We start from the raw sequence: 13,239 nt of genomic DNA on the forward strand, positions 1-13,239 counted from the left end.
GTAAAATGCCTGCCATTCAAAAGTATAGGTGAGCAAAAGATATGGCGGGATCGTTATTTGATCAACTGAAAAAATCGGGCTTGGTCGATGAAAAAAAGGCCAAAAAAGTCAAACGAGAAAAGTATCAGCAATCTAAGCAAAGCAAAAACAAAAAAGGGCAGACGACCCAAACCGAAGCGACTAAACTTGCTGCGGAGGCGGCACAGAAAAAAGCCGAGCGCGATCGACAGCTGAACCAAGAACGCCAACAACAGCAAGCGCAAAAAGCAGCGAAAGCGGAATTGTATCAGTTAATCGATTCCAACCGTTTAAAAAAGGTGGATGGCGACATTGCCTATAATTTTGTCGATGGAACAGTGGTGAAAACGTTGAATGTAACCGCCGAAATACATAAACGCCTGGTGAGCGATAAGATTCGGATTGCGAAATTTAAAAGTGGCTATGCATTACTTCCAGAAACCGTCGCTGAAAAAGTAGCGCAACGTGATGAAAACGTACTGATTCCCATTGCCAAAAAGGATGACTCGCTTTCCAAAGAAGACGAAGAATATTACGCGCAGTTTGAAGTGCCGGATGATTTGATCTGGTAAATGGACTGGTGCAAGATTTAACGTTTAAAATCGTTAAAATCAGCCAGGCCTGATTTGAACTCTTTCTTAATGGCCGCTTTAGTCCAAGTCTCTCATATCTTCCTGCCGGCGAGAGCATATTATGGACGCCGCACCAGCCTTGAGACGATTCCAAACGGTGATAATGGCAGAGACTTTTAGTATCGGCATAGCACAAACGATGAACAAAAGTAAGTCAGTCTTAAATGTAATGGCAAGGTGGTTAAATTTTGTCAGGATAACTTTTTCATATAAAAAAAGCGGCTGTATAAGCCGCTTGATTTTCTAGGAGGGTGAAATAGGCATTGATGACGCTAGACTCTTCCTATTTTTTTGCTTGTCTTAATCCAAGCCTCTACTTCAGCGGCAATAATTTGTCCGCCTGAATCTCCATATTTTAAATTGTCCTGTGCCCAATTTTCAAAACCCGCCCCAATGGCAGATCCCGAGCCTTTTACTTCGACAGGGCTTTGATCATCTGCTGCAAAAGCAGTTGAACTAAAGACGGCAGCTAACATGATTCCAATCAGTTGTGTTTTCATACGTTCACCTCTGAATTTATCGTAGCGTAAGTTAAAAAAATCACTTGAGTGAATTCTTCACTCACTTCCAACTATACGCCGAATAGCTGAAAATATTAAGGGGGTACCAAATATGATTGCCGACATCTTCAGGAATCAGTCATCTTTTTATCAAGTTGTGTCAACCCTTTGTAGGTTAAAAAACATCAGGTTGACTTTAGTTCAGAATTCATCAGACAGGGTGAGTAAAGCATGCTCGATTTAATTGAGTTGAATAGCAATTAATGAATGCAGTTCATTGATGGTTAAAGATGCAATAATGTCCTTAAAAAGCTGAGGGGAACATAATTACAATGTAATAAAAAAGCGGCTAAAAGCCGCTTTTTTAGGCGTTATTTTTGGCTGAGTTTTTCCATTAGAAAACTTATGAAATCTGCTTCGGGAATATCCTGTGATTTTTCATCCCGACGATGTTTGTATTCGATTTCGCCCTTATCCAGACCGCGTTCGCCAATAACAATACGGTGCGGAATTCCAATCAATTCCATATCGTTGAACATGACGCCTGGGCGTTCTTTACGGTCGTCCAGCAGGACTTCAATGCCTTTGGCTGTCAGTTCGTTATAAAGTGCCATAACAGCTTCTTCTACACGAGGGGATTTGTGCATTTGCATCGGCACAATACACACTTGGAAAGGTGCGATGGCTTCTGGCCAGATAATGCCTTTATCATCGTAGTTCTGTTCAATTGCTGCTGCCACAACACGGGTGACACCGATTCCATAGCATCCCATTTCCAGAATTTGAGCACGGCTATTTTCATTCAACACAGTCGCGTTCAATGCTTCAGAATACTTGTTGCCTAGTTGGAAGATGTGACCGACTTCAATCCCGCGGCGGATTTCGATTTTGCCTTTTCCACAAGGGCTTGGGTCGCCTTTGACCACATTGCGAATATCGGCCACTAACGTCTGTGTGGCATCTCTGTCCCAGTTCGCGCCGGTGAAGTGGAATCCATCTTCATTGGCGCCACAAACAAAATCGGCCATATGTGCCGCCGTGCGATCGACAATAACTGGAATGTTTAAGTTCACCGGGCCAATGGAGCCGGCTTTACAGCCTACGGCATTTTGAATGTCTTCATCACTGGCCATTTCAAACGGTTCTGCCACTAAGTCGAGCTTTTCCGCTTTGATTTCATTTAAATCATGGTCACCGCGGATCAAAAGGGCGACAACAGGATGCTCTTCCGTTGCGCCTTTCACCACCAATGTTTTCGCCACTTTCTTTTTCTTCAGTTGCAGGAAGTCACATACGTCTTCGATGCTGTGTTTATTAGGCGTTTCAATTTTGGTCAATTCTTCGGTTGCTGCTGCGCGCTCTCCACGAGGGGCAAGGGCTTCTGCAAGCTCAATGTTTGCGGCATAATCGGAATCGCTTGAGAAGGCAATATCATCTTCTCCTGAATCAGCCAAAACATGGAATTCATGCGAGCCTTCGCCCCCAATCGAACCGGTATCTGCCTGTACCGGACGGAAGTCTAACCCTAGACGTGTGAAGATACGGTTATAGGTGTCATACATCTCTTCATAAGTATCTTGGAGGCTGTCTTTGTCCATATGGAAAGAGTAAGCATCTTTCATAATGAATTCACGAGAGCGCATTACTCCGAAACGAGGACGGATTTCATCACGGAATTTGGTTTGGATTTGATAGAAGTTGGCAGGTAACTGTTTGTAACTGCGGATTTCTTTACGTACCAAGTCGGTAATGATTTCTTCATGCGTCGGGCCTAGCGCAAAGTCTCTTTGGTGACGGTCTTTAAATCGCAGTAGTTCCGGGCCATAGGCTTCCGCTCGTCCGGATTCTTCCCAAAGTTCCATTGGTTGAACAACCGGCATTAAGACTTCTTGTGCTTGTGCCTTATTCATTTCTTCACGAATAATGGCTTCCACTTTGCGTAGCACGCGGACACCAAGTGGTAACCAGTTGTACAATCCCCCCGCCAATGGGCGAATGATGCCCGCACGGAGCATAAGTTGGTGACTGATAACAACCGCGTCGGCCGGGGTTTCACGCGTGGTAGCAAGTAAAAGCGATGATGTTTTCATGGTTTAAATGAGACTCTTTAAATTACGTTTTAAAAAGGAGCATTTTAACATGAATGATACGCGCTTTAATTGAAATGTAGCGATGATAAAAGGGAATGATTCAACGCACGTAGCCGATGATAGCAATGAAATGGCTAATGGAGCCCGCCAGCACAAATAGATGCCAGATGCCGTGCGCATGTCGCAACCGATTTTGATGGTCGAGTACATAAAAAGTGATGCCGACCGTGTATGCGATGCCGCCAGCGGTAAGCCAAAAGATACCTGCAGCAGGTAACGCTTGCTGGAGCTCGGAGAAATCAACGACCACTAACCATCCCATAATCAGATAAATGGCAATTTGAATCAGTTCAATGCGGTTTTTAACAAACAAGTCGAGACTGATACCAATAAGTGCCAGTGACCAGACGGCAATGAGCATACTGATGCCGCTACTGTCGATTAAAGTAACTAAGGTAAAGGGGGTATAGGTTCCGGCAATCAATAAATAAATGGCGACATGGTCGAGTTTTTGAAACACGCGTTTGGCATAAGGGGCTCGGAGACTATGATAGAGTGTCGAAAAAATATACAGCATGACCAGTGTCAAACCAAACGTTAAAAAACCGATAAACAGGAGCAGGTTCTGTTCGTAAAAACTGACTGTAAGGAGTGCGCCCAGCCCCATTATCGAAAAAATGGCGCCGACTAGATGCGAAATACTGTTAAATTTTTCGGAATCATACATAACGTTTTAGCAACCTTTTCTATCTTAAAGAGGGAAGTTAAATGTGATGTGAGTGTAACAAACTGCTTCTGATTAAGCTAAAAATTCATGCGATTCAACCTTAGAATGAATGTTAAAAACAGCCAGGCCTGGTTGTTTAATGAATTTTGAACTCGATTAAAGCATTAATGAGGGAGTGATGTGGAGGGAATGAAATGGAAATAAAGAATGGCCAGTAAAGCATCCGTTAAAGCAGGAATCATTAAGGCGAAGTTGCCAAAAAATTGAAGGCATAGAATACCGAACAGTCCGCCCAGTATGAAACCAGCTAAAATACAAAACAATAACCAAACCCGCCAGCTGAAAGGTGTTTTGTTTTTAAAACGATGTGCCAGATGAACACCGATATCGGTTGAAATGCCAGTGACATGGGTCGTACGAACCTGTAAGCCCTTGTAGCTGGCGACCATTGCATTTTGTAAGCCACAGGCGACAGCGCTGAACATGAGTGCGAGTGCGGTGAAATAAAACATAAACAGGGTGGATATGAGTAGGATAAGACCATTGAAAAAAAGTGCGATGCCATAACTTCTATCTTCTTGATATTGACCATGATCGATAATCCAGCCCGATAAAAATGCACCAGCGATAAAGCTGAACAGAATTAATAAACTGGTCATGAACGTCTGCCATTCAAAATAAAACCCGCTTTCACTGAGGTGAGATGCAATCCCTGTCATTTGGCTGACTGGCATCCCGAACTCAATCAGCATAATGCTGTTGATGTAACCTGCAATGGCTGCCATTATGAACGCAATGGCAAACACGATGGGTTTAGAGTAATCAGAGACCATTTTTGGGTAGGGCATTTTGTTCAGTACCTATGAATTCATGATTAATTATGAGTCAGTTATTAAAATTATATAAAGTTAATTGTTTGGTTTTTTGGGTTCTAGGGAGCTCGTGTTAATCCACCATCCAGTGACCAACATAGGCAAAGATGCCGATCATGATACCGGTTAAAAATTGAGCGTGAACTAAATACGAAAATTGCTTGAGTTGTTTGGGAGAAAATTTCCATCGCAGAAAAAAACCGAAAATGCCTTGCCAGATCAATAAAATCATTACCACTTGAAACAATACGATTTCGAAATGAAATCCAACCATAATAATATGTAGGAATGTCACCGCTAGGGTTGCGATTCCAACATAAACATGGGTGCGATTAAGAGGGATTAAAATTTTTTGAACGAGTGTTTGCGTCGGTTCATAGACATAATTCGGTAATATTCGTTCTTGTAATGCCCCTTTTTCAAATAACAGTTTGAGCAGTGTGCGCGCATAAATGAACAGAAGCATCCATAAGGCGATTTCTCCAAACCCTTCGCCAATTTCAGATAAAAAGGTTTCTGATTCTTGTCGGGGTAGGGTGTTTCGGGCATAGAAATAATAGGCGATAGACACTCCAAAAACAGACAAAGTGTAGATGAGAATGCCTTTAAGGTTTTTCATAGGTTACTTTAAATAAAACGAAAAGCGTTATTTGTCGTATCTGTCTTTGCAACGCTGGATAGCATCCCAGTATGCTTTATTGTCTTTAGGATTATCTTTTGTCGTGTCCCAGTATGCACTGGCTTTGGCTTTACACTCATCCAGTTCGGGGTTTCCACAACCTGTCATTAAGACAGATAAAGAGGATAAAAAAAATGTAATCAAAACAGTTCGGAGCATGATTGAATTCATGGACTTTTCACTTTTAAATTAGGTTGAGATTAAAGTTTACCAAATCTTTATACTTGAACAAGTAATTTTACTCATTTTTGTGTGGATTAATTTCATTACAAAGGGAAGGATTTTACTTTGATGAATGGATTCACTGTATTTAATTAGAGGAATGGCTTTGTTTTCAGTATGATAACGCCAGTAATGATAATTTAATAGGATCGGGGTGAGCGTATCTGTCGAAAAATATACGGGAATCCTTATTTGATTTGTAGCAGGAGTGCATCAATGCATCAGGCGCACCAAGAAGAAAGAGATTGGACGCAACGTTATACGGATTTTTTGGAAGGTAAGGCTTCGCGAGAGGCTCGAATCGTTTATCAGCGGGATCGTGCTCGAGTCATTCATTCCGCATCATTTCGGCGGTTACAAGCCAAAACTCAGATTTTTGGATTGAATGAATCTGATTTCTACCGTACGCGTTTAACCCACTCCATGGAAGTGGCACAGATCGGTTCCGGTTTGGTTGAACAGCTGATTACGGTGGGAGAAGGGCAAGAGTATTTGGATTGGTTGCCTTCTTTTTATTTGATTGAAGCGATTTGCCTGGCACATGATCTGGGACACCCTCCTTATGGACATGGGGGCGAAGTGGCTTTGAACTATATGATGCGACGTCATGGTGGATTTGAAGGTAATGCACAAACCTTGCGTATTTTGTCGAGACTAGGTGAATATACGCCCAAAAATGGTATTGACCTGTCTCGTCGAGCGACACTAGGCGTTTTGAAATATCCGGCTATTTACGATGAAGTTGTGGCGTTAAACAAAGATTATCAAATTCAGATGCAAGAAAAGGATGCACATGATTTTCGCACCTTAGACATGAGTCGCTGGTATCCGCCCAAAGCCAGTGTGTATTTGGAAGAGAAAGAACAGTTTGAGTGGGTTTTGGGCATGTTTTCCGAAACCGATAGGAAGCTGTTTACACAACTCAAACCGGACGACAAAGGGTTTCATAAAACGCAATATAAGGCGTTGGATACCACGATTATGGAACTGGCGGATGACATCGCTTATGGTATTCATGACTTGGAAGATGCTGTGGCGATGGGAATGGTGTCACGTGATTTATGGCAAGCTGAGGTGATGGAGAACCCCATCTTTCAAGAACATCCTTTATGGGATCACACCATGTCTGAACGTTTGTTCAGTTCTCGCTCAAAAGACCGAAAGCATGCCATCAGCAAAATGGTGGGCATCATGGTTGAAAGTATTTATATGGATGAAAACACCGTGTTTGAACACCCTTTGTTACGCTATCAGGCGAAGCTAGGAACATCAGAAATGGCGGTGCTGGAATTGTTAAAAACATTTGTATATGTTCATGTGATTACGCTGCCGGAAGTCAAAGGGATGGAATACAAAGGGCAGTTGATAGTGTTGGATTTGTTTAAATCGTTAAGAGCGAACCCTGAAGCGTTATTGCCGCGTAATACCTATACAAAATTTGTCAGTTCAGAAACGGAAAGAGGGCAGCTTAGAGTGCTTTCTGATTATATCGCGGGCATGACCAATACGTATGCTTCAAGGATGTACGAAAAGTTCTTTACCGCTTCACAAGGGTCGATTTTCGATCGTATTTAAAGCTTTCCAATTGGGGTGGTTTGTAAGTAGTCTTCTAATTGTGAATAGGTCAACGGTTTCGAGAAGTAATATCCCTGGAAAATATCGCAACCAAATTGTGTAAGCAGTTTGGCTTGTGCTTCACTTTCAATCCCTTCAGCAACGGTTTGCATCTTCAATTTCTGAGCTATTTCAATAATGTTCTCTACCAGGCCGTAATTTTTTTCTTCATGAAGAATGTCATCAATAAAGCTTTTATCGATTTTGAGTTCATGAATAGGCAATGTTCTCAGTAAGCTGAGGGATGAGAACCCCGTACCAAAATCGTCCATTGAAAGCATGATGCCGTGTGATTTAAGTTTTTCTAAAATGTCGATAACAAAGTCTAATTCTTCCATAAAGATCGACTCTGTCACCTCAAGCATAATCAACTCTGGTTTCAAAGTGCTTTCGTTAATCATACGAGTGATATCTTCGTAAAAACCGATAGACATAAATTGGCGTACAGAAATATTCATGGAAACTTCAAATGACTGGCGCAGTTTGCTTTGTAGTGGTCCTATTTCAGAGAGTGTTAAATCTGCAATATGCCGTCCTAATTCAGGCATAAAGCCCATTTCTTCTGCGATGGGAATGAAAGTACTGGGGGGCACCTCGCCTAATGTTTCGTTATGCCAGCGAACAAGCGCTTCTGCGCCAATCAATTCTTCTTTTACATTGAGCTGCGGTTGGTAAACAATGCTGATTTCATTATCAATAATGGCTTGTTTCAGTAAGTGTTCAATCAAAACCTTCTGTAGAGCATCTTCGCGTAAATGACTTGAGAAATGGGCAAAGGTATTTTTTTGTTTTTTTGCTTCATACATTGCCAAATCGGCAAAGCTCAGAAGGGTTTTCAGGTCGTCTGAATCGTTTGGATAGGATGCCATTCCAATACTGGCACCAATGTTGAAGTTCATGTCTTCAATAATGAAAGGGTCGGAAAGCACTTTGATAATTTGCTCTGCAAAAAGGCTGAGTTCAGTTTTGACAGGCAGTTTAATAAACACGAACTCATCCCCACCAAAACGAATCAACCAGCCTTGTTCTCCAAGCACGGTTTTAAATCGGTTTGCCACTTCAATGAGCACTTTGTCACCAATTTCGTGACCAAAGTTATCATTGATGTCTTTGAAATTGTCTAAATCTAAAAACAGCAAGTCATAACGGTTTTGAGGATTTGCTAATTCATCCTTGAGCTCAATATCAATATATTCACGGTTGGGTAGTCCCGTTAAAGGGTCATGCGTTAGTTGATGAATCAGTTTTTGTTTCGTTTCTCTTTCATTACGATAAATGACACTAAACAATTGATAGATCAAGACCAGAATGATCATAAAAACCAAAAAGTAAATCGTAATCGTATGGAACACTTCGTCATGTAATTTTTGTTTGTCTTGAAATAACACAAACCAGACTTGATATAGCGGGTCAAACAGGGTGGCGGCAGCGACTTCTTGCCCAGTGTTTATTGAGTAAAATTCTAAAAAGGTGGTTTCTTTATGTTGTTTCACGTCTTCGATTGACAGGTTGTATTCTTCTTTAAAGAATTGCTCGACCTGTTCAATCGTTTGAGTCGGGATAGCATCTCGATAAAGTGTGGTGTAGGCTTTTTGAGACATACCTGTCAGCAGGATGCGGTTCTTAGTGACGTCATTTACAATAAGGATATTACGATTTTTTAAGGCGTGTTCCTGATTGATAAATCCGTTTTTACCGATTTTTAAACCTGCAGTGATGACGCCTATTACTTTCCCCTGATGATTTCTAACGGCTTTACGAATCGGGATGATCCATTCGTTGAGCGGCTTGAAAAAATACGTTTTTCCAATCACCATATTGTGGCTTTGAAGCGTTCTTGTAAAGCTATCTCTGGTCGCAGCATGCGTTTTGAGGTTGGGGATGATATTGTGTTCCATGTTTGAAGTGCTGGCTAGGATTTTGCCGTCCGGAGAAAAAACACCAAACCCCGTCAAACTTGGCGTTAATTCCAGCGCTTTGTCCAAAATTTTTTGAGATTCTGTTTTATCTTGATAGGTTTGGTCCTCAAATAGTCTGGAGCCGAGCACATCCAACGAAAGCTCCTTTTCAGCTAAGGATGCATGCGCCATTTGCGATAAAAACTTCGCATCCACTAAAAGATGATCATGTAATTCCTTTTTTTCGTGCTGAAAGGTGTTGATGGACAACCAAATTAACAATCCAAAGCCACTGAAGGCAATCAGGTAGAAGAGGGTCCAGATATTGGCTTTAAATTGACGCATATTGTAAAACGGGTGCTGTTTCTTTTGTTTATATAGTTAGATGTGAAACTTTAACCCAATTGAAAAGATATTCAAGCATTATAAGAAAATTCTGATTCCTATCTTTGATAAGGGGATTACTTCCGCACGGCAATGGTTTTCGGTAAATAGTATTTTTTGGCTTTATGCGGCTTTGAAGGAGATGAAAAATGACCAGGCCTGGTTATTTCTTCCGGCGCCTTCAAAAAGTGCCTTTGGCGTTGCAATGCCCAGTGTTTGTGTTCATTGACGAGGTCTGAATCACTCTGATGGCTTTCTAAAGCATGAATGATCTCTTCGCTTAGTGTTGAATTTTCTAGCGCATTACCTATAGCAACGCAAAGATTACGTTGCCATTGTTCAAAGCCAATACGACGAATAGGAGAACCTTCAAGCTGTTTGAGAAAGTCTTTTTCAGACCAATTGAACAATTCAAGTAAGGTACTGGCATCTAATAATGAATTGGCTTTGAAAGCAGTTTCATTCGTGTCTTGTGTGAACTTATTCCAAGGGCAGACAAGCTGACAGTCATCACAACCGTAAATTCGGTTTCCCATTTTTTCCCGAAGCGACGCAGGAATGGAACCTTTGTTTTCAATGGTTAAATAAGAAATACAGCGCCTGGAATCCACTACGCCATCGGCCACAATTGCTTGAGTCGGGCATTCTTGAATGCACGCAGTGCATGGACCACACCCTTGTTTTTCAAAAGGAGGATCAATCGGTAAGGGTAGGTTGGTGTACAGTTCTCCCAGGAAAAACCAAGAGCCGGCGCGTGGATGAATGATTAAACTGTTTTTACCGATAAACCCAAGCCCGGCCTTTTCCGCTAAAGGGCGTTCCAATACAGGGGCTGAATCACAGAAAGCGCGGTAGTGAAAATCATTTTCAATCGTTTGATTGATTTTTTCTGCAAGCTGTTGCAAGCGCTTCCGCATCAGTTTGTGGTAATCCTTGTGCAAGGCATAGCGGGAAATATAGGCGTGATCGCTGGCTTGCAGTTGAGGAATCGGTGAGTAAGCCTCAGTATCAAAATAATTCATACGAACACTGATGACTCGACGCGTTCCAGGCTCCAATTCTTCTGGGCGCGTTCGTTTCGTGCCGTGCTTTACCATATACTCCATGTCGGCATGAAACCGTTTTTCAAGCCATTCAAAGTAACTGGATTCATACTGACCTAAATCAATGTCGGTAATGCCGACATCAGCAAAACCAAGCGACAGCCCCCATTGTTTAATCTTTTCCGCAAGCTGGTATAATGCTGAATCAGTTGAGTTTTTGAGGGTCGTTGGAGCGTTTTTTGGCATGGATGTTCGCTTTAAACTTCAAGAATTATGAATGACACCTCTATTTTAGTGCCTTTTGAGAATACCTATTGATGAATTTTACCAAATCAACAGCACACCCTAAAAGTACGGATGATTTGCTTGAATGTGGCTTATTGCTAGAAACGGAAGCAGATACGCAGCAGTTGGCGCATATTTTTGCGCAGTTATGCGAAGAGCTAAAGACGTTTGATTTAGGGTGGATGATTTATTTAAAAGGCGATTTAGGTGCAGGTAAGTCTTTCTTTTCTCGCGCTTTTGTGCAATCCTTTGTACCTGGGCAGAAAGTAAAAAGTCCAACGTATGCGTTAGTTGAAAATTATCCCACGTCATTGGGAACCATTCAGCATTTCGATCTTTATCGTTTATGTGACCCGGAAGAATTAGAATTTTTAGCCATTCGTGACTTATTGACGCCTCCATTTGTGGCGCTGGTAGAGTGGCCGTCGAAAGGAAAGGGCGTCCTTCCTGAAGCAGATATTCTGATTGAGTTGAATGTGTTGAGAGAGGCTCGAAAAGTGACGATTTCTGCCTGTCAGGACCGCGCAAATGGTTTCGTCAAAAAGCTGACAGAAAAAGTTGGCATGGAACTTGATAGTGACTAGCACAATCAAAACAAAAATATTGAGTGGGTAGTGCCATGATCAGAAAAAATAACGTAAATCCTTTAAAAGCTTTCATGACAGTAATGGCTGCAATGTTAGTGGTTGTGATGTCGACTTCAGTCTTTGCCAAGACATCTTTGGTGAAGATGCGAATGGGGCAAGGTGAAGATAAAACCCGAGTGGTATTCGAAATCAAACAAAACCATCGTTTTGAGATTACTACGTTGAAAAATCCGGCTCGTATTGTGGTGGACTTTTACAAAGCCGAAAACCAGCTGACGTTTTCAAAAATGAAATTCCTAGACGCACGAGTGAAACAGGCTCGCGTCAAGAATCAAGCTAAACGCACTCGCGTTGTTTTGGATTTGCGTGACGATTTTGATTACAGCTATTTCGCTCTAGCCAAAAACAAAAGTGGTGCAGAGCGTGTTGTGATTGACGTTACGAACCGAAAAGTAACCAAACATGTCGCTAAAAAAACGGTTAAAAACACCAAGAAAACCGCCAAAAAAATCGTCGTTGCTAAAAAAGCAGCGCCAGAAAAAGTAACGCGTCAAGTCGCTCAAGCTTCTTTTAGTACCAAACCTAAAACCAATAAATCTTCTCGTAAAGAGGATGTTGCCAATAACCGCGTAACACGTTCTATGCTGAACAGCGGCAGTGATGTGTTTCAGACAAAAAATAAAGACTTGGTTGTCGCGATTGATGCCGGGCATGGTGGAAAAGACACCGGCGCAATTGGGCATAACAACTTACGTGAAAAAGTCGTTGTTTTGAAATTGGCTAAAAAATTGAAAAAATATATTGATGCGCAACCGGGTATGCGTGCTGTTTTGACAAGAGATAAAGATGTCTTTATTCCGCTGCATAAACGTGTGCGAATTGCGCACAAAAAAGATGCGGATATCTTTTTATCATTGCACGCGGATGCTTTCCCTGATGCACGTGCTCGAGGAGGATCTGTCTATATCTTGTCAACTAATGGGGCGAGTAGTGTGATGGCTCGTATCCTGGCCAAATCTGAAAACGCTTCTCTTCAAGACGTGAAATTAAAAGGGCGTGATGCGGATGTGGCGTTTGTGTTATCTGATTTAACTCGTTCGGCTAACATTCGTGCCAGTCGTAAGTTAGGTCAGGCTGTACTAGGTGAGATGGCACGTTCGGTTCGCCTGCATAAAAAATCGGTACAATCGGCTGACTTTGCGGTATTGAAGTCTATTGACATGCCGTCTCTTTTGATCGAGACCGCGTTTATTTCCAACCCGGTAGAAGCGAGAAAATTAAGCTCTGACCACTTTCAAACGCAAATGGCGAAGTCTATCGTGAGCGGACTTGATAAATTTGTTCAGCACAATGCAACCAAGCCTCGCTGGGGAGAGCAGCTGTATGTTCATTACCGTGTTCAAAGTGGCGATACTTTGTCGGAAATTGCAGAGAACTATAATATCTCAACCTATAAGTTGAAAAAAATTAACGGAATTAAAAAAGCAGATCGTTTATACGTTGGTAAAAAACTCCGTATTCCGGTTTCAGAAGATGTTATTGCGACCTTGTAAAGGGCTAAACCAAGCGGAAGCTTAACTTTGTCAAAATTCCGACATAAAAAACCACCAGGCCTGGTGGTTTTTTGTTGATAGGGCATGCCAGTGTCTATCAACTTGATCCCATTCCTATCAATCATTTTATAAATC

At 41.9% G+C, this 13,239-nt stretch carries 12 protein-coding genes; 4 read left to right on the forward strand and 8 right to left on the reverse strand.

Features of this window, described 5'->3' with window-relative positions; genetic code table 11:
* Window positions 1-41 precede the first annotated feature (41 nt).
* Window positions 42-590 carry a DUF2058 domain-containing protein gene (locus GHNINEIG_RS05640; protein WP_135795744.1) on the forward strand — a complete coding sequence of 183 codons (549 nt, stop codon included), beginning with the start codon at window positions 42-44 and terminating at the stop codon, window positions 588-590.
* A gap of 332 nt (window positions 591-922) precedes the next feature.
* Here GHNINEIG_RS05640 and GHNINEIG_RS05645 read toward each other — a convergent pair whose 3' ends face one another.
* The 6 genes from GHNINEIG_RS05645 to GHNINEIG_RS05670 form a co-directional block, all read right to left on the reverse strand.
* Window positions 923-1,150 carry a hypothetical protein gene (locus GHNINEIG_RS05645; protein WP_135795745.1) on the reverse strand — a complete coding sequence of 76 codons (228 nt, stop codon included), beginning with the start codon at window positions 1,148-1,150 and terminating at the stop codon, window positions 923-925.
* 371 nt (window positions 1,151-1,521) lie between these two features.
* Window positions 1,522-3,240: a proline--tRNA ligase gene (locus tag GHNINEIG_RS05650; protein WP_135795746.1), complete on the reverse strand. Its 1,719-nt coding sequence runs from the start codon at window positions 3,238-3,240 to the stop codon at window positions 1,522-1,524.
* 100 nt (window positions 3,241-3,340) lie between these two features.
* Entirely contained in the window at window positions 3,341-3,967 is a 627-nt protein-coding gene (gene trhA / locus GHNINEIG_RS05655) for a PAQR family membrane homeostasis protein TrhA (RefSeq protein WP_135795747.1), read from the reverse strand.
* A gap of 164 nt (window positions 3,968-4,131) precedes the next feature.
* Window positions 4,132-4,815 carry a YoaK family protein gene (locus GHNINEIG_RS05660; RefSeq protein WP_135795748.1) on the reverse strand — a complete coding sequence of 228 codons (684 nt, stop codon included), beginning with the start codon at window positions 4,813-4,815 and terminating at the stop codon, window positions 4,132-4,134.
* Between the two features lie 97 nt (window positions 4,816-4,912).
* Window positions 4,913-5,458, reverse strand: coding sequence for a hypothetical protein (locus GHNINEIG_RS05665; protein WP_135795749.1), 546 nt, complete (start codon window positions 5,456-5,458; stop codon window positions 4,913-4,915).
* Window positions 5,459-5,485: 27 nt separating this feature from the next.
* Window positions 5,486-5,689, reverse strand: a complete 204-nt coding sequence (locus tag GHNINEIG_RS05670; protein WP_135795750.1) for a hypothetical protein — start codon at window positions 5,687-5,689, stop codon at window positions 5,486-5,488.
* A gap of 267 nt (window positions 5,690-5,956) precedes the next feature.
* Between GHNINEIG_RS05670 and GHNINEIG_RS05675 the strand changes: the two genes are divergently transcribed.
* On the forward strand, window positions 5,957-7,315 hold the full coding sequence (locus GHNINEIG_RS05675) for an anti-phage deoxyguanosine triphosphatase (RefSeq protein ID WP_135795751.1): 1,359 nt from the start codon (window positions 5,957-5,959) through the stop codon (window positions 7,313-7,315).
* Here the strand turns inward: GHNINEIG_RS05675 and GHNINEIG_RS05680 are convergent.
* Together GHNINEIG_RS05680 and queG are read right to left on the reverse strand one after the other, a co-directional pair.
* Window positions 7,312-9,597 (reverse strand): bifunctional diguanylate cyclase/phosphodiesterase, encoded by a 2,286-nt coding sequence (locus tag GHNINEIG_RS05680; protein ID WP_135795752.1) that lies wholly within the window; start codon window positions 9,595-9,597, stop codon window positions 7,312-7,314. The genes GHNINEIG_RS05675 and GHNINEIG_RS05680 overlap by 4 nt on opposite strands.
* A gap of 116 nt (window positions 9,598-9,713) precedes the next feature.
* Window positions 9,714-10,925: a tRNA epoxyqueuosine(34) reductase QueG gene (gene queG, locus GHNINEIG_RS05685; protein WP_135795753.1), complete on the reverse strand. Its 1,212-nt coding sequence runs from the start codon at window positions 10,923-10,925 to the stop codon at window positions 9,714-9,716.
* A 71-nt stretch (window positions 10,926-10,996) separates the two neighbouring features.
* On the opposite strand from queG, the gene tsaE reads away from it, so the two are divergent.
* Entirely contained in the window at window positions 10,997-11,548 is a 552-nt protein-coding gene (gene tsaE / locus GHNINEIG_RS05690) for a tRNA (adenosine(37)-N6)-threonylcarbamoyltransferase complex ATPase subunit type 1 TsaE (RefSeq protein WP_135795754.1), read from the forward strand.
* 74 nt (window positions 11,549-11,622) lie between these two features.
* Window positions 11,623-13,104: an N-acetylmuramoyl-L-alanine amidase gene (locus GHNINEIG_RS05695; protein ID WP_223260950.1), complete on the forward strand. Its 1,482-nt coding sequence runs from the start codon at window positions 11,623-11,625 to the stop codon at window positions 13,102-13,104.
* Window positions 13,105-13,239: the final 135 nt, after the last annotated feature.

Origin of the sequence: Hydrogenovibrio crunogenus, from assembly GCF_004786015.1 — a bacterium.
Lineage (GTDB): Bacteria > Pseudomonadota > Gammaproteobacteria > Thiomicrospirales > Thiomicrospiraceae > Hydrogenovibrio > Hydrogenovibrio crunogenus.